This window comes from Phosphitispora sp. TUW77, assembly GCF_048453025.1.
Classification (GTDB): domain Bacteria; phylum Bacillota; class Thermincolia; order Thermincolales; family UBA2595; genus Phosphitispora.
In genome coordinates, this window is sequence record NZ_CP156677.1 from 2,499,506 (window position 1) to 2,524,456 (window position 24,951).

29 protein-coding genes are annotated in these 24,951 nt (G+C 47.6%); 1 reads left to right on the forward strand and 28 read right to left on the reverse strand.

The genetic code is table 11. From position 1 onward, the window contains the following. Positions 1–11: 11 nt before the first annotated feature. The 27 genes from ABFY19_RS12120 to ABFY19_RS12250 form a co-directional block, all read right to left on the reverse strand. The gene (locus ABFY19_RS12120; protein ID WP_418790901.1) at positions 12–1,586 is read right to left on the reverse strand and encodes a recombinase family protein; all 1,575 of its coding nucleotides are present in this window, start codon (positions 1,584–1,586) and stop codon (positions 12–14) included. Beyond that, on the reverse strand, positions 1,573–2,883 hold the full coding sequence (locus tag ABFY19_RS12125; protein WP_418790902.1) for a recombinase family protein: 1,311 nt from the start codon (positions 2,881–2,883) through the stop codon (positions 1,573–1,575). Before ABFY19_RS12125 ends, ABFY19_RS12120 begins: the two co-directional genes overlap by 14 nt. A 55-nt stretch (positions 2,884–2,938) precedes the next feature. Continuing rightward, a complete protein-coding gene (locus ABFY19_RS12130) occupies positions 2,939–3,199 on the reverse strand; it encodes an SHOCT domain-containing protein (RefSeq protein ID WP_418790903.1) in 261 nt (86 codons plus the stop codon). After that, positions 3,087–3,545 (reverse strand): helix-turn-helix domain-containing protein, encoded by a 459-nt coding sequence (locus ABFY19_RS12135; protein ID WP_418790904.1) that lies wholly within the window; start codon positions 3,543–3,545, stop codon positions 3,087–3,089. Before ABFY19_RS12135 ends, ABFY19_RS12130 begins: the two co-directional genes overlap by 113 nt. A 50-nt stretch (positions 3,546–3,595) precedes the next feature. Continuing rightward, positions 3,596–4,318 (reverse strand): N-acetylmuramoyl-L-alanine amidase, encoded by a 723-nt coding sequence (locus ABFY19_RS12140; RefSeq protein WP_418790905.1) that lies wholly within the window; start codon positions 4,316–4,318, stop codon positions 3,596–3,598. Then, on the reverse strand, positions 4,319–4,723 hold the full coding sequence (locus ABFY19_RS12145) for a phage holin family protein (RefSeq protein ID WP_418790906.1): 405 nt from the start codon (positions 4,721–4,723) through the stop codon (positions 4,319–4,321). Between the two features lie 157 nt (positions 4,724–4,880). Then, a complete protein-coding gene (locus ABFY19_RS12150; protein ID WP_418790907.1) occupies positions 4,881–6,173 on the reverse strand; it encodes a hypothetical protein in 1,293 nt (430 codons plus the stop codon). Further along, on the reverse strand, positions 6,163–6,639 hold the full coding sequence (locus ABFY19_RS12155) for a chitobiase/beta-hexosaminidase C-terminal domain-containing protein (protein WP_418790908.1): 477 nt from the start codon (positions 6,637–6,639) through the stop codon (positions 6,163–6,165). The genes ABFY19_RS12150 and ABFY19_RS12155 overlap by 11 nt, the downstream gene beginning before the upstream one ends. Further along, the gene (locus ABFY19_RS12160; RefSeq protein ID WP_418790909.1) at positions 6,640–8,616 is read right to left on the reverse strand and encodes a phage tail spike protein; all 1,977 of its coding nucleotides are present in this window, start codon (positions 8,614–8,616) and stop codon (positions 6,640–6,642) included. Next, positions 8,613–10,781, reverse strand: a complete 2,169-nt coding sequence (locus ABFY19_RS12165) for a phage tail protein (protein ID WP_418790911.1) — start codon at positions 10,779–10,781, stop codon at positions 8,613–8,615. Before ABFY19_RS12165 ends, ABFY19_RS12160 begins: the two co-directional genes overlap by 4 nt. Positions 10,782–10,984: 203 nt before the next feature. Next, positions 10,985–11,371: a hypothetical protein gene (locus tag ABFY19_RS12170; RefSeq protein WP_418790912.1), complete on the reverse strand. Its 387-nt coding sequence runs from the start codon at positions 11,369–11,371 to the stop codon at positions 10,985–10,987. A 12-nt stretch (positions 11,372–11,383) separates the two neighbouring features. Beyond that, positions 11,384–11,971: a major tail protein gene (locus ABFY19_RS12175; RefSeq protein ID WP_418790913.1), complete on the reverse strand. Its 588-nt coding sequence runs from the start codon at positions 11,969–11,971 to the stop codon at positions 11,384–11,386. A 3-nt stretch (positions 11,972–11,974) separates the two neighbouring features. Then, entirely contained in the window at positions 11,975–12,316 is a 342-nt protein-coding gene (locus ABFY19_RS12180; protein WP_418790914.1) for a hypothetical protein, read from the reverse strand. Next, positions 12,313–12,744 carry an HK97 gp10 family phage protein gene (locus tag ABFY19_RS12185; protein ID WP_418790915.1) on the reverse strand — a complete coding sequence of 144 codons (432 nt, stop codon included), beginning with the start codon at positions 12,742–12,744 and terminating at the stop codon, positions 12,313–12,315. Before ABFY19_RS12185 ends, ABFY19_RS12180 begins: the two co-directional genes overlap by 4 nt. Beyond that, positions 12,737–13,069, reverse strand: coding sequence for a head-tail adaptor protein (locus ABFY19_RS12190; protein ID WP_418790916.1), 333 nt, complete (start codon positions 13,067–13,069; stop codon positions 12,737–12,739). Before ABFY19_RS12190 ends, ABFY19_RS12185 begins: the two co-directional genes overlap by 8 nt. Next, a complete protein-coding gene (locus tag ABFY19_RS12195) occupies positions 13,066–13,386 on the reverse strand; it encodes a head-tail connector protein (RefSeq protein ID WP_418790917.1) in 321 nt (106 codons plus the stop codon). Before ABFY19_RS12195 ends, ABFY19_RS12190 begins: the two co-directional genes overlap by 4 nt. Positions 13,387–13,405: 19 nt before the next feature. Continuing rightward, positions 13,406–14,596: a phage major capsid protein gene (locus tag ABFY19_RS12200; protein WP_418790918.1), complete on the reverse strand. Its 1,191-nt coding sequence runs from the start codon at positions 14,594–14,596 to the stop codon at positions 13,406–13,408. Positions 14,597–14,614: 18 nt separating this feature from the next. Then, on the reverse strand, positions 14,615–15,310 hold the full coding sequence (locus tag ABFY19_RS12205) for a head maturation protease, ClpP-related (RefSeq protein WP_418790919.1): 696 nt from the start codon (positions 15,308–15,310) through the stop codon (positions 14,615–14,617). Beyond that, complete coding sequence (locus ABFY19_RS12210; RefSeq protein ID WP_418790920.1) at positions 15,307–16,563, reverse strand: phage portal protein; 1,257 nt, start codon at positions 16,561–16,563, stop codon at positions 15,307–15,309. Before ABFY19_RS12210 ends, ABFY19_RS12205 begins: the two co-directional genes overlap by 4 nt. A 78-nt stretch (positions 16,564–16,641) precedes the next feature. Continuing rightward, complete coding sequence (locus ABFY19_RS12215) at positions 16,642–17,694, reverse strand: HigA family addiction module antitoxin (RefSeq protein ID WP_418790921.1); 1,053 nt, start codon at positions 17,692–17,694, stop codon at positions 16,642–16,644. A gap of 30 nt (positions 17,695–17,724) precedes the next feature. Beyond that, positions 17,725–18,021, reverse strand: coding sequence for a type II toxin-antitoxin system RelE/ParE family toxin (locus ABFY19_RS12220; RefSeq protein ID WP_418790922.1), 297 nt, complete (start codon positions 18,019–18,021; stop codon positions 17,725–17,727). A gap of 97 nt (positions 18,022–18,118) precedes the next feature. Next, positions 18,119–19,720 carry a terminase large subunit gene (locus tag ABFY19_RS12225; RefSeq protein WP_418790923.1) on the reverse strand — a complete coding sequence of 534 codons (1,602 nt, stop codon included), beginning with the start codon at positions 19,718–19,720 and terminating at the stop codon, positions 18,119–18,121. Between the two features lie 86 nt (positions 19,721–19,806). Then, positions 19,807–20,031, reverse strand: a complete 225-nt coding sequence (locus tag ABFY19_RS12230) for a DUF4314 domain-containing protein (RefSeq protein ID WP_418790924.1) — start codon at positions 20,029–20,031, stop codon at positions 19,807–19,809. After that, the gene (locus ABFY19_RS12235; RefSeq protein ID WP_418790925.1) at positions 20,024–20,704 is read right to left on the reverse strand and encodes a virulence protein; all 681 of its coding nucleotides are present in this window, start codon (positions 20,702–20,704) and stop codon (positions 20,024–20,026) included. The genes ABFY19_RS12230 and ABFY19_RS12235 overlap by 8 nt, the downstream gene beginning before the upstream one ends. Positions 20,705–20,792: 88 nt before the next feature. Beyond that, entirely contained in the window at positions 20,793–22,040 is a 1,248-nt protein-coding gene (locus ABFY19_RS12240) for a site-specific DNA-methyltransferase (protein WP_418790926.1), read from the reverse strand. Between the two features lie 5 nt (positions 22,041–22,045). Further along, on the reverse strand, positions 22,046–22,624 hold the full coding sequence (locus tag ABFY19_RS12245) for a P27 family phage terminase small subunit (protein ID WP_418790927.1): 579 nt from the start codon (positions 22,622–22,624) through the stop codon (positions 22,046–22,048). Positions 22,625–22,749: 125 nt separating this feature from the next. Then, on the reverse strand, positions 22,750–23,109 hold the full coding sequence (locus tag ABFY19_RS12250) for an HNH endonuclease (protein ID WP_418790928.1): 360 nt from the start codon (positions 23,107–23,109) through the stop codon (positions 22,750–22,752). Positions 23,110–23,432: 323 nt separating this feature from the next. Between ABFY19_RS12250 and ABFY19_RS12255 the strand changes: the two genes are divergently transcribed. Next, positions 23,433–24,350 carry an Abi family protein gene (locus ABFY19_RS12255; protein WP_418790929.1) on the forward strand — a complete coding sequence of 306 codons (918 nt, stop codon included), beginning with the start codon at positions 23,433–23,435 and terminating at the stop codon, positions 24,348–24,350. 144 nt (positions 24,351–24,494) lie between these two features. On the opposite strand, the gene ABFY19_RS12260 is transcribed toward ABFY19_RS12255, so the two are convergent. Then, positions 24,495–24,950, reverse strand: coding sequence for a hypothetical protein (locus ABFY19_RS12260; RefSeq protein ID WP_418790930.1), 456 nt, complete (start codon positions 24,948–24,950; stop codon positions 24,495–24,497). Position 24,951 lies beyond the last annotated feature (1 nt).

Genomic DNA, 24,951 nt, shown 5'->3' on the forward strand with positions numbered 1-24,951 from the left:
GTTTGTAGGCTTTATCCTTCAATATCAGTTCCATCCTTAAAACTAAAAATCAGCTTCCCTTCCGGCGTCGCCGTGACTTTCTCTACCGCTACCGTCCACAACTCTTCGTCAAATTCATCTATGGCCAGCGGGCGGGATTCAAGGTTCCGAATAAAAGCATCGAGAATCAGTGACTTGTTGTGCTGTTCCCAGCGCAGTGTTTCAAGTTCAGCAACCCGCTCGCTGGCCTTTCTATGCCGCTGCATATAGCCGCTGTGCCTTTCATGAAAATCTTCCTGCCTAACGGCGACGCGAGCATTTTCATAAATTGTTTGTCTAGTGAGTTCAGAAACAACCTCGATTTCGCGATGTAGCCCGGCAATCTCCGCTTCAATAGCCGATCTGTCACATAAGACCTCTCTGGCAAGGCGGCAATTAGCAAGCAACTCATCCCGGCCAGCCATAAGCTTGTTAAACGCCTTCAAAAATCCTTGTTTCACCTCGTCTTCTGTAACATGTATGGCCTGACACGGCTTATCTTTTCTGTACTTTTCATTGCATCGCCATATAGTTCGTCGGTACTTGGTATTTGATCCCCAGACCTTGGAGCCGTAAAATCCTCCACATTCACCGCAGATAATTTTCGCCGAAAATGGGCTGCTGCAACTGCATGGCCTGCCCAATTTTTTGCGCCGCTCCATTTCAGCCTGCACCGCATCGAACTCTTCAGGCTCAATAATAGCTGGGTGGCTGTTTTGGACATAGTATTGTGGAACTTCGCCCTCATTAATTTTGGTGGTTTTTGTGAGGAAATCAACCGTGAAGCGTTTCTGCAGAAGAGCATCGCCCTTATATTTTTCGTTTGTCAGAATACTTTTCACCGTGGCGACTTGCCACGTCTTCTTCCCTGCTGGAGAAGGGATGCCCTGACTGACGAGGTGTTTCGCGATTGCCGACGGCGTTTTCCCTTCCATGAAAAGCCGAAATATCATCCGCACGATTTGGGCTTCAGATTCTACAATCTTTGGCAGCCCGTCCTCGCCCTTTTCGTATCCTAAGAATTGAGCATAGGGAAGGCTAACCTTGCCATCTGCCATGCGCTTGCGCTGTCCCCAAGTGACGTTCTCGGAGATGGAGCGGCTTTCCTCCTGTGCAAGACTTGACATAATTGTAATGAGCAGTTCACCCTTGCTGTCTAGCGTATAGATGTTTTCCTTCTCAAAGTAGATCTCCACGCCTTTTTCCTTAAGCTGACGAACTGTAACCAGTGAGTCAACGGTATTTCTTGCAAAGCGGCTAACCGACTTTGTAATTATTAAATCAATTTTTCCGGCTAGAGCATCTGCAACCATTTGCTTGAAACCATCGCGCCTCTTTGTATTTGTGGCGCTGATTCCTTCGTCTGTATAGACCCGGACAAACTCCCAATCTTTATGCTCCTTAATGTATTTAGTGTAGTAATCCACCTGCGCCTCATAGCTGGTAAGCTGTTCCTCGCTGTCTGTGGAAACCCTGGCATAAGCTGCTGTCCTTCGTTTAGCAGCCAGCGGCGAACCCTGAGCAGAGTGCTGGCAGATTCTCGCAGGAATCATTCTAACATTTGCCATCCTGAGAGCCTCCTTTCGCTTTCATGCAAGCCCTCTGACGCATCTCTTCTGTCCAGCTTTCACGGCGTGATTTGTCCTGCCAGACCTTTTCAACAGTTCGTCCATCAGAAAACACAAATACCAGCCGGTTGAACTCAGGTACCAGGATTTGAGTAATCTCCTCCTTAAAGATTCCAGTATCAAATTCATTACGACCGAGAACTTCCGCGCTTATATTATAAAGCATGGGTTCCGGAATTTGTTTGGCGTGACAACTGGCCTTGCCTTTCTCCAAATAAGTTGAGCACTGCCAGACCGATTTTCCATCTCTGAATTTCCGCTTGTAACTTTTGCCACAGTTTTCACACCGGATGATGCTGCTAAAAGGATACCGGTTTTTACTGGTGTCCTTCGTCTTGAAACGCAAGCGCCGCTTTCCCATGATCTCCTGCGCTTTCTCAAAGGTAGCTGTATCGATAATGGCGGGATGCGTCCCCTCGGCGTAATACTGCGGAAGCTGGCCCTTGTTCCTGACCTCTTTTTTGTTTAGATGGTCTTCCACAAACTTTTTTTGCAGGAGTGCGTTACCGGTGTATTTCTCATTTTTAATGATTACGGCAACACGCTCGCCGTCCCATTTTCCTCCGAAAACGGTCGGAACCTTCATCTCTCTTAACTTTCGGGCAATTAGTGAACCACCCATACCGCTGATATAGTCCTTAAAAATCATTCGGACAATCTCAGCCTGCTCAGGATCGATTTCTATCACACCTTTTCTAATGCGGTACCCAAACATAAAATTCAGCCCTGCTAATTCGCCATTCTCAAAACGCTTTCGGATACGCCATTTGCAGTTTTCGCTGGCTGATAGGCTTTCTTCCTGGGCGTAGGATGCCAGAATGGTCAGCATAAGCTCACCGTCTCCGCTGATGGAGTGGATATTCTGTTCCTCAAAATATACATCTACCCCGAGCAATTTTAAATCTCGTACAGTTTCAAGAAGGGTAACCGTATTGCGAGCAAAGCGTGAAATTGATTTAGTGACGATTCGGTCAATCCTACCGTTCTTGCAGTCAGAAAGCATGCGCTGAAACTCCGGCCGTTTATCCTTCGTCCCTGTGAGAGCTTCGTCTGCATACACTCCTGCATACTCCCAATCCGGTCGCTGCTGTATCAGATTACTGTAATAGCTAACCTGGGCGGCAAGGGATTGAAGCATTGTATCTTTATCGCTAGAAACTCGGGCATAGGCAGCAACCTTTAACCTTTCAGGAAGTGACGGACCTGACCGCGATAATTTCGTTATAATCCTTTCCATAAAGACCTCCTTTCCATAGACATATTCGCTCTAAACGCCTATAACATCAAGCATTTTAGCGATATATACTGAAAGAAGAAAGGCCGTATTTTTTAGCGATAATTGTCACCATTTTCAGCAGTTCATCCTCGCAAATAATCCCCTCTACAACCCATTTTTTGAAAACTGCCATCGTGGCTTTGTAATGAATGATGGCCAATTCCTTACTCATGCCGCACCTTCTTTGACTTGCCGTAGCAGGCGCGGGAACAATATTTCCGTTTTCTATTTCCGTAGCTTTCAAAAGCTTCTCGGCAGTGTGCACAGACCAATTCATACACTGCTTTACGTGCGATAGCTTCGGGGTGGGCTTTCCACCATGCCATCCGGCACTTATCGGAACAGAAGCGTTTAGTTTTAGATTGTGGTGAAGCAGTTAGCACCTTTCCGCACTGATGGCACAAACGGCCTTCCCGTTTATCAGCATTTATGCCCGCAACACCGCCCAGACGGTTTCTACGACAGAATGATTTAACGGTATTTTCTGAGATTCCGAGCGTAGCAGCTATCACGGAATAGCTACAACCCTCGCTCCGCATTCGGATGATTTGTTCTTTCGGTGTTCGCACCATAGACATTACCTCCCACCGATATGCGAAAAATCGATGAGAATCGAACCCCATAAAAAAACCGCCCACAGAGCATGTTGCTCCGCAGGCGGTTTTCTTTCTTCTTACTTGGGAATTTTCAGTTTTTGACCTGGTTGAATGATATCACTGGTCAACCCGTTCAAGGCTTTGATTTCAGAATACCTAGCGCCATTTCTCAGCCTAGCTGCCGCAATCTTCCAGAGTGAGTCTCCCTTGACCACAGTGTAAATTCCGAAGTGGGCTTCGCCAACTATCAGCAACTTCTTGACATCCTCCCGGAAATAGTCCATGTTCTTACCGTGTTTCGGAAACCAGTGCATCACGTCGCTATGATTGCTGGCAATGCCAAGCTTGGCACCTTCGCTGTGGCAAATGATATCTTTTTCAGTGAGACTGAATTGCTTGCAGAGATACACACAGAGCTCCACAGCCTCGTCATATACTTTTTTGAAATAGTCAATACCCTTTAGACCGTCCTCGCAAATTTCAAATCCAATATGAGTGTTGTTCGCACTGCCTCCCGCGTGCCAACCTCGCATATCCCACGGCAGCGTCTGGTAGGTAGCAATGCTTCCGTCAGCCAGTTTGCCTATAAAGGCATGAACACAAACAGATATTCCACCTGGTTTCGCTGTGTTCCAGTTGCTACTGGAGGCTGGGCCAAGCAGCCCATCGTCCGGGCCGACATACCTTCGCAAATTAGGATTGTTCGCCCCGGTGGAGTGCACCATGATGCCTTTCGGCACGATTGTTTGGCAAGCCTTATAGCAGTTGTTTTTTGTCAAAAAGCACTTATACAAATTCATTTACTCATCCTCCCGTGTTTTCATCTGTTCCAGGATGCCTTTGAGCTTTTCTGGAACGGGCAGTCCTATCCTGCCGGCATTCTCTATGATGCTGATACCTTCATTTGAGATGTAGAAGAAAATAACAGCGGTTCGGAGCACGCTGCCATCGCCAATAATATGCTTATCCAATATGTGTCCAATACCAACGAGCATAAAAATAAGCATCTTCTTAAAGATGCCCCTAAACCCAACCTCACTCGACAGCTTTCTTTCTGCAGCCGCTGCCATGAGACCGGTCAAGTAGTCAATCACGACAAAAGCAACAAGGGCATAAAGAAAGCCATCCAAGCCCCCAAGAAACCAGCCGCTCCACGCACCAAGCGTGGTGAACGCTATCTGTACGCCATTCCAAATATCTTTCATAAACTTGTTCCTCCTTGCAATAAAAAAAGAGCCCTATGGCTCTCATTATGTTTGTTATTACATAGTGATAATGTAATTTGCGCCGTGCAAAAGATAATGATGACAATGCAGACTGCGCCACTCAGCAGATCATATCTAATTTCTTTCATATTCCCTCCTATGGCAATGTTACGCTTAAAGTGTATGTGACCTTCATGGTCTGGGTATCGTTTTTTGTTACTGGTGACGCTAAAACCGCACAAGTCCCAAGGGAAACGCGCCCAATAACTTTTGCAATCATACCCTGGGAATAATCGGCGAGGCCGCTGTCATAGCTGCTCTCATAAGGGCGTGGAATATTGGCCGTGGTATCAATTAACCAATGGGAACCATACTTAAGTATCTGGCCACTGAGTAAGGGCAGGTTTAGATTTTCTAACAGATTGCGTGTAGTTTCAATCCCGCTGTCGAAAAGATCAGAAATATTCAACTCAGTTCCATCTCCCCGCATAAGCCAGCCAGCGTTATTCACTACGCATCTTATACCGGATGCCCAGCCACTCGATACGTTCTTGTAATCTACAAAGGTACCGTCCATATTAAAACGATGGATGCTGTAGGTGCCGGAATAATAGTGCCCAATGTAAATATATGTCCCATCTGTGGTACACCAAGAACCGCTGTCTCTGTCGTAACCATTGCCATAACTCATATTTGTTTGTACTATGGTATTCGTCTGAGTTGACAAATCGAAGTAGGCTAGATAGTCATAAATGCCCCCGGCATCGTAGAGGTACCAAATTTTATTGTCATAGTATAATATGCCTTTATAGCCTGAGTACCAATTAAGCGTTCCAAGTGATGTCTCTATTCCGCTGGTTATGTCGAAGGAATATAAATGCTCATCGTCGGTGAAGTACAAAGTATCCCCGTTAATAGCTATTTCATCGATGCCGCTACGGAAGTGAACGGGGAGAAGCTGCAATTCTGGGTCATTGCTAGCGCTGTTTGCTCCTGTGGTCAACCTAGTAAATCCAACTGTTTGAAACGTTCCATTTGCAGCGTTTGTGGGCCAGTCAAAAACCAAAACCATAGCTTCATTTATAAAGTCAAAGTGCGATTCCTGGATGTTTATGGTTCCGCGTAACGTATCGGCCCCAACGTATCCGTCGATATTAGCCCATCCAATAATGTTGCCCGGAAGATTTAGTTCATCCGTGGCAACTGCTGCAGCGTTATCAGTTAAGGCGATGTGGCTTACAACATTTTCGGCGGGCATACCCACTGACTTCCCATTTTTATAGACGAATTCAGCAAATAGGCCTCCTGCCATAGCAAGCATCCAATGTTTCAAAGGATTCCCTATGAAGTTGTTTTCTTCTGTTTCTTTGACGCACTGACCGTCCTCAAAGAGCTGCAATTTCACATGCCCTTTCATCCGAGGAGCTACTACCAATTTATCATGGATCATTTACTACGACCTCCACTTCGTCCGAGATATTTATTTCTGCCACATCTAATGTTTCTGACGTTGCAACCTGCGTCGTGACCACCATTTCCACCACGACTTCGTCGGAAATTCCATCTGGGGTTGTTAGTGTTTCTTCTACATTTGCTTCCGGAACGTATATGACGTAATCGAACTTGGACATGGGACTCAAATTCTGCCTGTAAACAGCGTACGCATAAATTGTCAGATCATCATCAACAAAGATTTCTTCTCCCGCATACTCCGTTGTCGGTGTTCCTCCGTCCGTACTGTACATAATTATGGCTTCTTCCAAATCGCATGATAGGGCAACGTAAAAAACACTGCTATACGTTCCTGCGGCGACAGAAGCCTTTACCCTGGGCAAAGTCCCATGCGTGTGATTATACTTAGCACCAATTGCAAGTCCGGCGGCAAAGATTTTTAAGTCACCCGCTGTCCAAGCCATTTACGAAGTCACCTCCACGCTGAAGGACTTTCCGTCCGGCCATGTCATGGTGAGCACGTCATCGACTTCAGTGTAGTCAATCACAATATCCGTTTGGTCATCGCCTTCTGGTGTGATGGTTATTTGCTGGTTGGTCGTGTTGACGGATATATCTGCCCGCCGAGCCGTAACATCTACAAAGCCATCGTCTCTGATATATACACCGCCTACATCGTCCCCGTCGGCTGTTGTGTAGGACATCTCCATGCCTTCTAACGCTTTCTTGATTCTGCCTTTTCCGCTTTCTGATGTGATTCCGCTTCCGGCGCCTAGAACAATCTCTGGCACATAATTTGTACCGTCGTTTTCAAAGGACATTTCACTTTTTGTCAGCTCGTTATATAAATAGATATATACAGGATAATCCGTCTCTTCTGCAGAGGCTGCCGTGTGATTATTGTCTGTCCAGTACAATAGATTGCCATCCCGATTCTTCACCTGCTCGTAGTTTGCGCTGATTGCGCTAATGGTATAGACATCGTAAGAAACAAAGACCAAGTCACTGGCCCCAGTCAGTTTGTAGTACGAGTTGACGTTGATTGGTCTGTAAATACGACCCGATTGAAAGGCTGACCAAGCGTCCATAGACGCGCCTCCGGACATAGACATCTCGCCAGTATCATCATCCACCGAGATGCTGGAATAGTATATATCCGTCTGGTTGTCTGCTTTCATATCCCACTCGCCAGAGTTGCTGCGCGAAGCCCCGTAATTTGACGCAACCACGGCTGATATGAATTGCAGCACGTGTCCGGTAATACGAATGTAATTGACGTCTGAAAGGTCGTTGTTAAGGTAATTCTGAACCTTGGTTTCGGTTTCCAGTTGATCCACGGTCAACTCTGAGATATTGGCCTTTCCTGCGTAGAAATTAGGAGTAATCAGGGTAGAGATGGCATTGATAATAGTCGCGGACAATTCGCCATCAAAAACCAAAGTTGCAGTACCGGTATCAGGATCTACATCAAAATAAAGCTTATCCGTCCAAATGGTCCCGCCGCCGTCTCCGGTCTGAAACGCAAGATTTGTGCTATTCATATAGGCGCGAGCTTTCTTGTCGTTTCGGATAACTTCAAACCCGTAGACCGGACCGATCCGGCAGCCATTCATCAGCGCATCTTTGGATACAGCCTGTGTTTCAATACGATAAAGGTCATCTTCCAGGCTATTAACATAGTTTCCTATCTCAACTGAGACATTGTTCGGATTGTAGGGATCGTATGACTTGGCGACAACACGAAGTGAGATGTCGATATCCAGCGCGTCATAGTCGAGAGTGACGACATCGCCAAGGGCAAGCACAGCTCCTTTAAACACTCCACAAGCGTAGGAAATCGTAGGATTGCCTGATTTATCGAGATTTCTTTTGTCGACGGACTTGGAGATAACAGTCAGGTCTTTACCAACCGTCAGCGCTTTTGGTGATGCTAAACCACGCTGGGACAGTATCGAAATTGTGAAGCCGTCAAAAGCCACTTCACCGCCGAGGGAAGCGACAAACTGCATCAGAAGAGCGCGCCGGGAAGCGGATTCCTGCAAAGAAAACGTGGTTTGTTCAGTAAATTCTATTGTTCCGACTGAAAAGCCGGTGCCGCTCAAAATTGCAGAAAAGATCTCGGTGGGTGTTCCGGTCAATGCGAAATACTCCACATTGTAATCTGAGCTATTCAGCCTGTAACTGATATGCTCACATTCCACCGAGACCATTAATGTTCCGTCGCTCTGCTGTTCTTTTTTATACAGAGCAATGTCGAAGTAGTCGTTATCCAGTTCGATGACATTTGTATCGTTGATGTATGCTGCCAAACCGTTGCTAACACGGAAGGAGAAGCTAAGCATATTATCTGAATTTAATTTCTCATAACGAACAGCAGAGCTGGCAATCTGTATAACTGCCAGCTCTGTCAGAGTTTCATCCAGTATCTTAATCCTGCTCATACAGTCACCCCCAGGGCTCTTGAATATGCCTTGTTACGGTTATACTGCAGCCGGCTTGTCGCTCTTGTGATAACAGTGCCATCCAAGCTTAGTGGAATGCTGATACCAATTGAGGGCATAGCACTTGCAGAGCCTGACGCGGAGTAATTGACATCGGTATCAAAATCCACAGGAATAGCTTTCTGCATATCATCGGATACCTTGGACATAGTTTCACTGAAGCCAACACCGATGCCCTCAGCCATATTACCGCCGATACCCGCAAATAGGGTTGATGGCGAATGAATTCCAAGCAAGCCTTTTACGCTGCTGACAATACCGCTGAAGAAGCTGCTGACCTTGTTCGATATCCATTGACCCATGCTCTGGATTCCTTCCCACAGACCCTTGACTATGTTGACACCAATATTGAGCACAGAACCTACCGCGTTTCCAAGGCCCTTAACAATTGCGGAAATAATCTCCGGCATTTTGGCAACAAGCTGGGGAATTGCCTTGATCAGGCCAACTGCTAATTGGACGATCAGCTGTATGCCCATTTCTATAATGAGCGGCAGATTATTTGTGATGAAATCTATAATTGTGGAAATAATCTGCGGCAGTGCATCAATAAGCTGTGGCAGCGCATTCAATAGGCCCTCTGCAAGTCCCTGGATAAGGGTAAAAGCTGCAGCAAGGATCTGGTCCATATTGTCCAGCAATCCCTGGGCAATTGTAATAATCGCTCCAAACGCAGCAGGAATCAATTCCGGCAAGGCTGTGCCTATCCCTTCCACCAGTGCGGTTATGAGCTGAACAGCTGCAGCAATGAGCAGCGGCAGGTTGTCAATGAGCGCCTTAACTATAGTCATAATTGCATTAACAGCAGCAGGTATCAGCTCAGGAAGCAGGTTCAATAAAGTTTCCAGCACCTGGGTGAAAAGCCCTGTGACTGTGCTCAGCAAGGTTGGGAGCAGGTCGCCGATCGCTAAAAGAATCGCATCCATTGCCATAGGAAGGGCGGACACTATATTTTCAATTACGGGAACGATGTTTTTCACTACTGCTTGAAAAGCGTCCACGAGGTTCTGAGTCAGGTTCGTCATATCGGCATCGGCATTGCCGAGCCCTGCTGTAAAGGAGCCAAGCGCCGCCTGCAATAGGCCAAGGGAACCGGAGATGGTCTGTGTGGACTCGCGAGCAAAGTTTCCAGCGTACTGCTCCGTGTTCTCAAAGAACATTTGCATCGCAACCTTGGCTTTTTCCGCATTGGTCGCAGATGCCCAAGTGAAGTCCAGTCCCTTGGCAAGGGCATAGGCTTCAATGTTGGTGGCGTTCATTGCAACCCCGAGATTATCCATCATTGTAAAATTGCCTTTGGCCGCACCAGCAACAGAATCAAGCGCTGTCTGCATGTCGATGCCCATCACCGACGCCATGTCTGCTGCCCGCTGCATGGCCTTCTCAGTCAGTTCAAGGCTTTTCTGCTGTTCAACGCCGGAGCCTTGGAATAGTGCGCCCATCTTATTAGCGGTTGCCAGGTATTCGCTTTGAGATACGCCAAGGTTTTTATATGCGTCCTCGCCGGTTTTCTGAATTGAAGCTGCGTATTCGCCAAACACAGCTTCCGAACCGCCAAGGTTTTGCTCCAGCTCGCCGAACTGCTGCATTACTTCCTTGCCCAGCTTAAACGCAGCGGCTCCCGCAGCGATCGCAACTGTACCCATTGCTGCGCCGACACCCTTCAAGATATCGCCTAGTTTGTCAAATTTACCGCCGGAAATATTAGCTGCGTCACCGGCATCTTCTAGTTCGTCACCGAGCTTGTCCGCTTCATCGGCGGACTGCTCCAATTCACGCTCCATATCATTAAGCTCTGCTTTGGCGTTATTGAGCTGAACGGCCCATCTCTGGGTGCGGCGGTCGTTTTCGCCAAAGGAATCGGAGGCGTTCTGCAATGCTTTTTGTAAGGTTTCGATTTTATCCTTCTGTGCATCGATCTGCTTGGTAAGTACCTCGTTTTTGGCGGTGAGGGACTGGACGCTGTTTTCATTCTTATCAAACTCGGATTCGACCAGCTTCATCTCAGAACCGAGCACCTTAAAGGACTGATTGATATCAGCGAGGGCTCTCTTGAATTCCTTTTCACCCTCCACGCCGATTTTCAGACCGAAGTTATCCGCCATATTCTCACCACCTCCTTATATCCCATTTGGCATGATTTCATCGATGTAATACTCACATTTTGCTTTCGCAAGGCCATTAAACTGTTTGTAAACCTCCCATTGATCCAGCAGATGGCCAATCGGCATTAGCCAGACCTCCTGCTCAGAACGATGCAGGAGAGTTACACCATAAAAAATCAGTCGGGCAAATAACTCTTCGTCGCTTACCCGACCAGTGCGTTTTTTGAAGCTTCCTCCTCGCTTTCAACCTCGCGCTTCGTTCCTTTGTACATAGCCTCCATGATGGCGTTTTTGTAATCTGCAAGCTCAAAGGGAGAGGTCAACAGCTCGACTGACTCCACGGTAAGAAGGCTTTTCTTTTTGGAAGGACTCTGCAGGTTGTGCACCAGCACCGATTGATTGGCGAGCAGGGTAATGAGCCATACTACCTCGTCCAGGGCCATTTCAAAGTTTTCTGTTTTCATAAGCTTTTCGCCCAAATTTGAAAGACCGCCATATCTCTTGGCGATCTCTTTCGTTGCCTTCGTGGTTAGGACAAGAGAATATTCTTCTCCGCCAATGTTGATTAAAGCGGTTCTTTCGCTATCCATATATTATCCTCCTCAAGTCACGGCAAAGGCCGGTTCATATACAGCTGAAAACCAACTGGTGATTGTCGCCGCAAGAACATTGGGGTCATCTTCATTCACTTCGGCTTTCCACGGATGCTTGCTGTTGTCGTCAAGCTTATTGCGACGAAGAATTGTTCCTTCAATTGAGGGCGTGGAAAATGTAATGCTGTCACCCTTGGTTGCAAGATTCGTAGCAGGAATGCCAAATTTGACCCGGTAAAGCCAGAAGTAACGATACTTACCATTTGACTTTTTTGCCCGGAAGCCAATCGCGACTGGTAGTGGCTCATCCTCGCTGGCTGAAATAAGAACATAATTGTCGTCAATATTTGCACCAGTAAGCGACTCGGCGGCTGTTATACCGATGTCGTCAATCCCGAGTGTCAGCTTACCGGACTTAAATTCCTTCACAACCTCTGCCGCACTGTCATCAGCGTAAAGCGTTGCTTCGTTCAACTCAACGGCAAGATCAGCCGAGAGCGCTTTGGCAAGCGACACAGGTGTGCTATAGGTTTCGTTGCCTGATGTATCTTCCGTAATCGTTGCGTAAAACAGTTGGTCTAGGCCAATCGTAGCCATAGGTCAGTCCTCCAATCCATATTCTTTTGCCACATCAATGGCGTAATGATGGTAGCCGATATCGTTCTCATGGCCAATATACCGGCGGTCCGTGACGATAATTTCCAGGCTTATCAGCGAAGCCTCAATCTGTCTCTTTATCTGCGTGTAGCTGCCTTTTGTAAACAAAGATAGTCTCGCTTCTTGGGTTTCATATTCTGGCCGATTGTCAGCGTATAGTTCGTAGGTATCCACAAGAGGAGTAATAACCACATACTCTTCCGGAGCATTCCCGCTGAACACGCCCGTTTCCACTGGAATGCTCAGCCCATCCAGCAGGTTATTTAGTTCGATTAATAAGTTCATATTTTTGATATCTCCTTCTCCAGCTTGTCTGTCATTTCTGCGATACACGCTTTGCGTGAAGCTGATTTCGCTGGCTTCAAAAAGGGCTTGGCGGGTTGGCCCTGCTTGCCGTATTCGATGATATTAGCAATTTTCGCATTGGAGCCGCCATCACTCCTTGGCTCGGCAAAGCCAACCTTCACATTGAAATTGCCCTCCCGATCCTGCTTAGTAGGAGAGAGCCCTAAGGCTGAGGCCAGCTCCCCAGTGGACTCGGAGGGCTGCTTTGTATCGCGCCCAATTACCGATCGCAGGTTATCCCTGACCTTTTCAAGGACTACCTCACCGGCGGCCTCTAGTACCCTCGGGATGATCTCATCGGTTTTTTCAGCAAGCCTGGATACCTTCAAAAGAAATTCCTCCGGCATTTTCATGTCCACCTTAGCCACTGGAAATCACCCGCCTTGCCAACACCTCAGTGTAAAGCTTCCGGTCTCTGATATCCTCCACACTGGTGATTTCATACCGCTCCTCAGAACAGGTAATGAGCATTTCTGTGGTGATCTTAAGCTCTGGAATTGTCCTGAACCGAAAAAGAGCGGTCGCTTCAGAAAAAGCCGCCATATTGGCCCAGCGCTCATTGCCATGCCGAGCCTCCTTGTAGGCCCTAATGGAAGCGAGAATGCTATCGCCCTCACTGACAAAGCCTTCAGCGTCCTTCACCGGAGTCTTCGATATGATATTGATAAGGGTATTCATTTTCCCATAGCTCACACGCCCCACCTCCGATCCAGTCGAAGCAGCAGGTTCACTGTATTCCAAACCTGCTGACTCGCCTGCACGTTGTCTGAGAAAAAGCCGGCTGTCGAGCCATCCCTGCTTTCGTAGAAATGGCCTGACAGCATGATTACGGCTTGCTCGGTGGTAGGCAGCATGGAGCTTTCGGCATAATACCCTTCCGAAAGGTGCTGATAGCTTTCCGCATAGGAGATAGCTGCCTTGATATATCCCTCCAGCAGACTATCATCCCGGTCATGCTCCAGAATGAGGTTTGCTTTAACCTTTGGGAGCAGCTCATCAACAAGTGCCATGCTGCATCACCTCCGAATATTAGGATGCCGCCATCTGCAACAGCTGGATGCCTTCGGCCAGGATAACCTTGCCGTCCACACGCTCGGTAGCAAGGAAGCCGACTTGGCCATTTCCAGCATAGAGCTCATTGAGTCTCTGAACACTGCGGCCCATACGATCCGCAATCCAGTAGTTGGAGAAGTCCCCAAAGGCAATTGGCAATGCACCTGCTTCAACACCCGGCACGTAAGGCGAGGTATAGAGCGGATAGCCAATAAACCTGTCAGGCTGACCCTGCTGGACACTCGGCTGCCAGAGGTATGCGCCGTTGGAGTCCTTCAGCTTACGAAGTGCCGATACGGTCACATCCTTCATCAGAAAAACCGCATTCCTGCGGTACGGAGATTTCAGAGCATAGACGAGGTCAATGAGGTTGTCTACGGTAATGTTGGTTGTGCTACCTGCCGTAACTCCGATGGTTCCACCGCCAGACGCAAGGAAGATGCCCGAAGGCTGGCCTATGCCGGTACCTACGCAGAAGGCTTCCTCCTCAGCCACACCAAAGGCTCTGGCAAATTCCTGAGCGATGTAGGCTTCCAGATCAAACATGCTGTCCTGCAGGAGCTCTGTGGATACCTTGACCAGATCCGTCAGCTTAAAGGCATCAATGGTTTTCTGCGCAAAGGTCGGGCTGCTCTCCGTGTAAGCCGCATTTTCAGCGGTCCACTGTGCGGTGGTGTGCGTAGCTGCAATGGGGATTTTTCTCTCCGCTGAGGTAGTGATGACCTTCGCAAGGGAACGAATGACGTTGGCTTCCTCAAGGCCCATTACAATCTGGCGTTCAAATTCGGTCGGGACCAGATATCCTCCGTCCGCATCCACACCGGTGCTCAAAACGTTATGAAGAAGCGGCTTCCCGCGAAGCGCCTGACCGAAGTCCACCTTGTACTCGTCAGCGGCTCTGCCAGTCCTGAGCTTTCCGTCTTGCTGGTTAGGCTGGTTGATGATGGGATTGCTCGTGGCTTTTGAAAGCTCCAGGTCAATAGCGGCCTGTCTTTCCAAGCGCTCGACCTCTTTACCGAGAGCAACCACATCATTTTCCATCTTTTCGTAGACGGCAGTGTCCTCAGCAGACAGCAACCCATCGTTGCCACGCTTGGTGTCAAGGAACGCTTTTGCTGCGTCCCAGGCTTTAGCGCGTTTTTCGCGCAGTTCAAGAATCTTGCTCATAATTTGTTCCTCCTTTATTTAGTGAGAAATTAAAGAAAGCCGCTTTTCCAGCGACTCTACAGGGGTTCCTGTCTTCGGTTGTTTTACTTGCTTAGGTCGCACCTTCTCCAGCAGGGAATTGGTAACGGCCCTCCTTGAAAAAGCATAGGTCTCAGTGCCTGCTCGCTTTTTCTCGTCTTCCAAGATGCTGTCAGCAAACCCCAGCTCTATCGCCTTGTTGGCGTTTAGCCAGGTTTCTGCATCCATGAGGCGAGAAAGCTTTGCCCGAGAAAGGCTGGTTTTGATTTCATAGGCATTGATGATGCTTTCCTTAACCTCCGAGAGCATCTCAATGGCCTTTTGCATTTCCTCGCTATCGCCGATGGCGATGGTCAGCGGGTTGTGCACCATCATGAGTGCAGTCGGAGCCATGAGCACCTTTGTCCCTGCCATTGCAATAACAGAAGCGGCCGAGGCTGCGATGCCATCAATCTTGACCGTTACCTGACCCGAATAGTCCATCAGCATTGCGTAGATTTGACTTGCTGCCACACAGTCGCCACCGGGTGAGTTGAGCCAAATAACAATGTCACCCTGTCCGGCCTCAAGCTCTGTCTTGAAGGCTCTGGGGGTGACATCATCATCAAACCAGCTTTCCTCAGCAATTACGCCATCCAGGTAAAGAATGCGCTCTGTGCTTTCTGAGTCCTTGACCCAGTTCCAGAATTTCTTCATGTGTTTTCCTCCGTTTCTGTGTTCCTTATATAGGCCGCTCCGACATCGGCGAGCTTGACCATATTGCCGTTAACAAAATGAAGGTTACCGCCTTCTTCATCAGAAAGCAGATTCATATCCTCAAGGCTCCTCACATCGTTTACCGACAGAAAGCCATTTTGAATGCCTGTCGAATAACCCTGCATCCGGCTTTGGTAGTCACCTCGCAGAAGCCCGTCGAGATTGAACTTGACAATAACCAACGGTTTTTCTGAGGGCAGGATCAGCGACTGTTGGAGGGCCTGCTCCCAGCGAACCACCCAAGGGTCAAGGGTGTATTTCACAAACTCCAGCGACTGCTGCTCGATATTGGAAAAGCTGGACTTCTCAAGATCACCCACCATATGAGGCGGCACCCGGAAGATCCTAGCAATCTCGTTAAGCTGAAACTTGCGGGTTTCCAGAAACTGCGCCTGCTCGGGCGGAATGCCGATGGCCTGGAATTTCATACCCTCCTCAAGAACTGCAACCCGATTGGCATTGCTGCTGCCTTGGTAGGCACTGTTCCAGCTGTCCTTCACGCGCTGGATATCCTTGATTACACTAGGGTGCTCCAGCACACCGCCGGGATTGGCCCCGTTGGCGAAGAAGGTCGCCCCGTACTCCTCGGTAGCAAGCGCCATACCGATTGCATTTTTCGCCATCGCGATTGGGCTGTAGCCTATAAGCCCGTCAAATCCGAGGCCCGGTATATGGAGAACCTCCTCCTTTCGAAGCGTTATATAGCCGCCCCTCGGTTTCATGCCGCTTTCATCCTCATTCCGGTAATAGGTGTATATAAGCTCGCCTGCCTTGGAACGGCTGACCTCCATCTTGCTAGGAAGCAGCGGATAGAGTCCCACAACCTGACCACGACCATTGCGAATGACCTGCGCGTAAGCGTTACCCCATAGCAGCAAATGACTCATCAGGGTTTCCCTAAACACAAACGAGGTCATTTCCGGGTTTGGCTCATCATGCAGCAGGTAGTACAGCGGATGCTGTGCAATTCTTTCCTTGCCGCCATCAGCCTTGTATCGATAGACATGAAGCGGCAAACCTGCGACGGCTTCTGCGAGTATCCGAACACAAGAATACACCGCCGTGGTCTGCATGGCGGTGTACTCATTGACGGCTTTACCAGAAGTGGTGCTTCCGAACAGGAAGGACAACCCGCTGCTTAAAAGGTTCTTAGGCTTGTCTCTTGATCGAAACAGACCGCTAAATAGGTTCATAGGCTTCACCTCCAAAAAATAGGCATGAAAAAAGCACCTGTATATTTAACAGATGCTTTCTATTCGCTTAGCTTTATGCTATGCAGTAATTTTATATTTGGTTTTTAAGTTGTTGTACCAGCTATATTCGATATAACCTTCTTTTTGTAGCCTTCCAACCACGATGCCAGCATCGATTTCAACAGCTTTAGCAAATTGAACTATCGATGATTTAGAAAAATCTTTTTTTGCAATAAATGGCTCAAATTCCTTGCTTGGAATTAGCGTCTCCTTTGCAAATTCATCCGCGGCCGACTCATCTGCATCTGAAGTACCATTTGGCTGACCAATGTGCCCATAAATAATGTGGGCGATTTCATGGAAAAGACTAAACCAAAAACGGTCCGCATCTTTTCCGCGCACAGTCAGCCCCATGACAATTTTACTTCCATCATAGAATGTAGCGCCATGCAGAAATGACCCACCGATATGAGGAAGAAAAATTATCGCTATACCACAGTCGGCCAGCATACTGACTAGTTCACCGCAAAAAGTCTTCGGATTCTCCCGCGTCATCTTCCTGATATGCGGTATTATACTTGAAAGCTTATTTATATCTATGGGTTTCGTATCAACTTGCCTTGCCTCAAGCTTAGCTTTCTGCGCCCACGCATACAATGCGTAATCTGCTTTTTCGTGGTCAGCTAAGCGTCTGCAGGCTATGCCAGGAATTAAAGTGCCCTGAAGCAACCTAAGCTGAACCACCTCAAAGTATTTACGAAGATATATTACTTTTTCTGTACCTTTGCTTGTTTCCGGGACCCACCCGTTTTTTGACATCTCTTTGTAAGGGAACTTTTTTGCTAATTCTATATCTGCGTCCATCTCGTTCTCGGCGTTAGCCTTCGCCAACTTCTCACGATAGACGGACTCTAGCCTGCTCCAAAACTGTGCAGGAACCCCAAGCACCAGCTCAAGACGCATGGCCATATCAGGGGTTAACTGGACCTCACCATTGATGAGTCTGCTGATATGCTTTTCAGACATATCCATTCTCTGAGCAAACTCCTTCTGGCTCATTCCTCTGTCAACAAGCTGCTCCTTTATGGTCGCGCCTGGTGGTGATGCAATTATTGTACGGCTTCTCACCATCTGTGCTACCTCCTTTTTCATGTCACAGATTTAATGATAGTCAATGATTTCTATAACACGGACAATTTGAACCTTAGAACCTTTCATCTCAAATACGAGGCGGTAGGGCTGAATTAAGTCCATGGCATATTGTTTCTTTCTATCTCCTTTTAGTATATGGCAGCCACCGATTTTATATTGAATCAGCATTTCAACAGAATCCGCAGCCGTTATCTCATCTATTCGCTGATGTATCTTCGCCGCCATATTTTTTCCGTGTTTCTTTTCGGCCTCGTGAGCGTTTGTACACACCTTTTCGAGCCCACGGCTTTTGTACTCTATCTGCAACCCATCACCTCTTCTTGTCATTTACCTTTGAGGTAAATTAATTGTAGCATGAACAGATGATAAAGTCAATCTTTGAATTAACCTTAGAGGTAAATTGTTAAAAGATGAGGAGCCCCCGATCATCATATACCGAAGCTGAACTGTCGTTTCCACAGCGGATTGCTCGGTCAAGCGCCATAATAGTCGCTACCGCACCGTCAATTCTCTCAGTGGATTTTTCCTTATCTGGTTTTACATTGCCAGCCGGGTCGGTCTTGATGAAGATGTTATCCATCATCCATCGAAGGACTGGATGTCCACCATGGGAGATTTTCTCTTCCAACGTCAGTTTCATCAACTCCTTGGTGGGCGGGGACATATCCTTAAAGCCCTGCCCAAAAGGAACCACGGTAAAGCCGAGACCCTCGAGATTCTGTACCATCTGGACTGCACCCCAGCGGTCAAAGGCAATCTCCCGTAGGTTGTACCGTTCTCCCAGTTCCTCGATGAATTTTTCAATGTAGCCGTAGTGGACCACGTTACCCTCAGTGGTCATCAAAAAGCCCTGCTTCTCCCACAGGTCGTACTGTACATGGTCCCGACGCACTCGCAGGTCAATGTTGTCTTCTGGCATCCAGAAGTACGGAAGCACCTGAAACTTGTCACTATCGTCTAGTAGTGGAAATACCAGCACAAAGGCAGTAATATCGGTGGTTGAGGATAGGTCCAGGCCACCGTAGCAAACACGCCCCTCCAGCTCCTCCGGCGAAACAGGAAACGCACAGGCATCCCATTTTGCCATTGGCATCCAACGCACCGCCTGCTTGACCCATTGGTTTAGCCTGAGCTGCCGGAAGCTATTCTCCTCGGCAGGATTCTGCTTGGCTGATTCACAAGCCGCTTTTACCTTATCGATATTGACCGTAATTCCAAGGCTGGGATTGGCTTTCTTCCACACCTTGGGGTCTGTCCAGTCATCATCTTCAGTAGCGCCATAAATCACCGGATAGAAGGTGGGATCAGCTTTTCTGCCTTCCAGCAGGTCGAGGGCCTTTTGATGGGTTTCATAACAAATACTCTGGGTGTCCGTTCCGGCAGTAGTGATTAAAAAATATAGGGGCTGTGTCCTAGCGTCCCCAGAGCCCTTTGTCATAACATCAAAGAGCTTACGGTTAGGCTGGGTGTGCAACTCATCAAACACAACACCATGGATGTTGAAGCCATGCTTGGAATAAGCTTCTGCCGAAAGCACCTGATAGAAGCTGTTTGTCGGCAGATATATGATCCTTTTGGTTGAAGCCAGGATCTTGACTCTCCGATTGAGTGCCGGACACATGCGCACCATATCAGCTGCAACCTCAAAAACGATAGAAGCCTGCTGACGATCCGCAGCACAGCCGTATACTTCAGCGCGTTCCTCACTGTCGCCGCAGGTGAGTAGCAGGGCAATGGCTGCAGCCAGTTCGCTTTTTCCCATCTTCTTTGGAATCTCAACATAGGCAGTGTTGAACTGCCGGTAGCCGTTCGGCTTCATAATGCCGAATACATCCCGAACGATCTGCTCCTGCCAATCGATGAGCTCAAAGGGCTTACCGGCCCAGCTTCCCTTTGTATGAGAGAGAGCTTCGACAAATGCAACTGCATAGTCTGCCGCAGCCTGGTTGTATATGCTGCCTTCAGCCATGAAGGTTGTGGGTTTATATTTTTTCAGCTTGCGCATTGGCTTAGCACCTCTCCATTCTTGAAAATGGACATAAGAAAAGAGCCTCGAAACAGAAGCTCTTTCCGGTTATCCGTATATTCTCTTTATAGCTTTTTTACGATGTCCTCACCGTACACCACACCAAGGGTGGAGCCGGTGTCCCAGCTGCAGAAAATGGTTCCGGTATCATCGATGAAATCAACGGTGCCTTGGTCACCAGGCTTAAGCTTGGAATATGGGTCGTTCATCTGCACCAGCTCGACCCGGCTGCCTTTAGGATATTGCTCACGCAGGCGAGTGACAACCTCTCTTGAAGGAAAGCTATTCATGGCACACCTCGCAATCCGCATTTGCCTTTTCCGGGCGACCGTTCTTGAAGGCCGAGTTTCCGCTCAAGCTACGGAGTAGGATTTTCCGAGCCGTTTTGTACTCGTCGCCCACAAAGCCCAGCCGAATGAGGAACACCCGGAAGGCAAACTTCTCATTGTCGACTTCCTTCTCCCGAGCCGTGACCCGCTTCTGCTCCTTAGCTGCTGCACACAGCGCGCCGACAAATCGTGAGTAAGCTGCAACCTCATCACTGTCGACCGGGAGCTTGAACCAGGGAAATTTCAATGTACTCTCTGTCCTCTCAATGGGGAGGGACTCTGCCCCGATAGCCCTTTGGATAAGCTTAGCCTTGCTGGCAATCAGCTTTTCAAGGTTGGAGAGGCTTTCCTCAGTGAAGCCCTCCAGCGGCATTTCGATGGTTAGTAGGTCGGGGATTTCACCTTCCTCAAAATCAAAGCCTCTTTCCGAAAGACGCTCCATTACCATTTCGACCAGCTCGCCGCCTGTTTCAACCGGATAGCTGAGGGTTCCTTCCTTGTCGATGGAAAAGGGTCCGACTTCATAGGCAAAGGTCGGTGCTCCTTTGTAGCTCATGGCTTCACCGACAAGCTCACTTACTGCCGAAACCAGTTCCTTGCGCCTTGCACCTGTTACGTTATACTTTAATTCCATAATCATAAGCCTCCTTCGCTTCTTTGGTGAGTACATATATCACTCTGAAGCGGTGGAATAGCAAGTTGTATTTGAGCAATAAAAGCCTTTATTTTTCTACACTTTCCGCAACATTTACATCAGAGAAGCACAGCTTTTTACCCTCCCGAAGGAGAGAGATATTTTCTTGTGAGCCAACCTGCTCGATGTACCTTTTCACAATGACATCGCAGAACTTTTCCTCCAGTTCCACAGTAAAGCACACTCTGTCGGTCTGCTCACAGGCGATCAGTGTTGAACCGCTACCGCCAAAGGGGTCGAGCACAATACAGCCAGTCATGGAGCTGTTCACAATCGGATAGGCAATGAGTGGAACCGGCTTCATAGTGGGATGTTCGCCGTTCTTCTTAGGTTTTTCAAACTCCCAGATGGTGGTCTGTTTGCGGTCAGCATACCAGGCATGCTTGCCGGCCTTCTTCCACCCAAACAGGATCGGCTCATGCTGCCACTGGTACGGGAAGCGTCCAAGAACTAGTGACTGCTTCTTCCAGATGCAGGTGCCGGACAAATAAAAGCCGGCATCAGAGAAAGCTTTACGGAAATTAAGACCTTCCGTATCGGCATGGAAAACATAGATGCTGGCATCCTTGGCCATTGCTTTTTCAGTAAGGGCGAACGCATCAAACAAGAATTGATAAAACTTATCGTCGGCCATGTTGTCATTCTTGATTTTGCCGGCGCTACCTTCGTAGTTAACGTTATAGGGCGGGTCTGTGACAGTCAGATTTGCCTGCTTGCCGTCCATCAAAAGCTCGAAGGTTTCGGCCTTCGTGCTGTCACCGCAGACCAGGCGATGCTTACCTAACAGCCACAGGTCGCCAGACTTGGTGATGGCAGGCTTTTGAAGCTCGGCGTCTACGTCAAAATCGTCATCCTTAACCTCGTCCATGCCACCCATCAGTTTATTCAGCTCAGCAGCATCAAAACCGAGAAGGAAAATATCAAAATCTGCTCCCTGCAGATCAGAAAGCTCGATGGACAGGATTTCCGCATCCCAACCTGCGTTTAAGGCCAGCCGATTATCGGCAAGAATGTAGGCTCGCTTTTGAGCATCGGTTAGGTGCTCAACAAAAACGCAAGGCACCTCTGTGATGCCTTCCTCCTTGGCGGCCAGGATTCGACCATGGCCGGCGATGATATTCAGTTCTTTATCGACAATGACCGGATTGACAAAACCGAACTCCCGAAGGGATGCCCGAAGCTGACGGATCTGCTCCTTGCTATGGGTACGGGCATTTCTGGCATACGGCACCAGCCGTTCAATTTTTACTTTTTCAAAACGCTCTGTTGCGTTCATTTACCTTACCGTCCTTTCCGGCCCGATAATAGGGCTTCCATTATGTCGTCCTGCGGATTACTCACAAAGGCTGTGGTGCAGTTCTGCTTGACAATGTCAAAAATCTCATACCAGAGCAGGTTGGCCTGCTTCTGAAAGGATTGGCTCATCTGAACAAAGGGGCTGGTGATTGCACCTCCGGTTGTCGGATGCTTGCCCAGCAGGCCGTATAGGCTAATGGCTTCCTCACACTGAATGTAGCGGGTGAAAGCTTGTGCATAGGCTTCGATGAGTCTTGGATTCACAAACTTCTCGCAGCCTCGGTCCTTGAGCCATTTCCAGGTTTCAATAAAGAGCGCATCCGCGCCTAGTGGCTTACCGTCCTTTTGTCGGGAGCTGAGATAGTCGCTTGGCGGCGGTATGTCCTCGCCATTAAGCTCAGCACCTCCGTCTAGCTCCTCAACCTCCAGTAATGACTCCGGATGCAGGTCCGGTACCTCTAGGATCTTGGCGGCCTTGCCGTTTATAATTTTATCTGCTAGAGCTTGAGGCTTATCTCCGGCGCGAACACGCCTGCCGCCTCTGTTAGTTCCGTCTTTTGCCACGCGCCGTCACCTCCTCTTGCTGTGGCAGGGGTTAATCCCCCGTTTGAACCGTAATTTTTGCGCGCGTGACCCCCCGCCCGTTCACGAGTTAGAGGGTTACAGAGATTCAGACCGCCCCTCCGGGGTCACTTCCTCCGCCAGCGGCCTCCCGTGCGAGCGGTGATCTCCGAGTGACAGGAACTACATAGACTCATAAGGTTGTCCTCAGCGTTTGTGCCGCCTTCAGACAAAGGCTTGATATGGTGCACTTCCTGAGCATGGGTGATCTTACCGGACTTTTTACATTGCTCACACAATGGATGATCTGCTATGTAGCGGTCACGAATGCGTTTCCATGTCCTACCGTAGCGCTTCTTCGTGGCTGGGTCACGCTGGTATTTCTCGTATCTCGCGGCTTCCTGTTTCGCATGTTCCTCACAGAACCTACCGTCCGTCAGCTTAGAACAGCCTGGCTGGGAACACGGTCTCTTTGGTCTCCTTGGCATAAAATCATCTCCGACAAAAACAAAAGCCCTCGCGGGAGTTCCCCGTGAAGGCTCGTGTTACGTTTTTCGATAATACCATTATACTTTGGGAATACTTTATTTTCATCTCAAAAAAATCTCACCTAGGATACATGAAATTTGCTTGTTGACTTCCTCATAGATTATTTATAAAATTAAAAAGCATTGACTGTCACCCATAAAATTTCATAAAAATATTTACAACCCACCTGAAAAGGTGTATTATATTATTAACAAATCCCACGGGCCTCTGTCATTAATTGACATGCACACTCAGTGGGCTTTTTGCTTATAAGGAGATAATTATGGATTCAGTAAAACCATTCCTATCAGTGGAAGATCAAGTAAAACTACTGAAAGATCGCGAATTAAACATTAATGATGGGCAATACGAGCAGGCAAAAGAGTTCTTTTTAAACAATAATTATTATCGAATAAGTGGATATTCTTTGACATTACGTCAAAATGACGCTTTTTTCAAAAGTGCATCACTGGAAACACTGATGCAAATATATGAAGCAGACCGCCGTATGCGCCACGTTATGTTATCAATTACCGAGATCGTTGAAACACGCATAAAATCAATGCTTGCCTATTTTCACTGTGAGAAATATGGTCCATTGGGTTACCTAGATATTAACAACTTCTCTTGTTCTAATAACGGTAACATCAAGCTATCAACAATAGCTAACTACTTACATATAACAAGAAAAGCCGATTCTCAGAAAAACATAATGTCAGATTCGGAACTATTTCTAAAGCATCACAGAGAAAACAAAAATAATGTTTTACCTTTTTGGGTATATGTGGAGATTTTAACTATATCCGATGTTTCAAAATTATATACTATGGTAGACGAAGACATACGCAGAACCATAGCTTATGAGCTAGGTTTTCGCTCTTCAAATAGACACTTGATTGTCGAAAATCTCTTACACTGTATTACTATTTTAAGAAACATTTGTGCTCATGGTGGCCGGTTGTATAATCGACTATTTACCAGGAAACCCTGGCTATCAAAAAAAGAAAAAGGTTTATTACGAGTTGAAAAGGGTAATATTATTTTTGATAAACTCTTTTCATATATTTTGGTACTTAAATCAATCACACTTCCCAAAGATTTTCAACTTGTTATCGATCATATAAATCAAATACAAGAACAATATCCTTTAGTTGATTTTAGGCATTACGGTTTCCCGGATAACTGGAAAGATGTTCTGTAGTATAATTCTAACGTTAACGCATATTAATAAATAACAGATCCTACGAGCTTAGATTAAGCGCAATACTGTAGGCCAACAAAAAGACCCGCTTAAATAGAGAAATCTATCTAAGTGGGTCTTTTTATATTCCGCTGGTCCATTTATCTACTTCCCATACAAAAGAAGCGCCAAATGATTTAGGGCTTTGTCCTTTCTTCGATATACCTGAGCCCTCTCCAAAAACAATTTTTCTCCAATGTTGTTAATAGCCTCTGTTTTGCGAACATCTTCAACAAAGAACTCTGTTAGTATGAATTGCTCGTCCTCTGTCAATGCGCCCCAAGCGGGCTTGAACCACTCCATATATTCCAATGCCTGGCGATAGCGTTCCTTAAGTACATTAATTTCATCAATACACGAAGCCAGCCGCTCCTCCGTTGCTTTTGGATTATTCGCCTTTGGCATTCCAGTCAGGATGGAACTTTTCGGTGATTCTATCTTTTCGTGGATAGCAGCGATATCCGTATCGGTGTGTTCAATGATATATTCCATATTGCTGTAATCCTTGAGCGCATTGATAGCCGCCAGCTTTTTATCTAAATACTGCCAAACAATATTCATC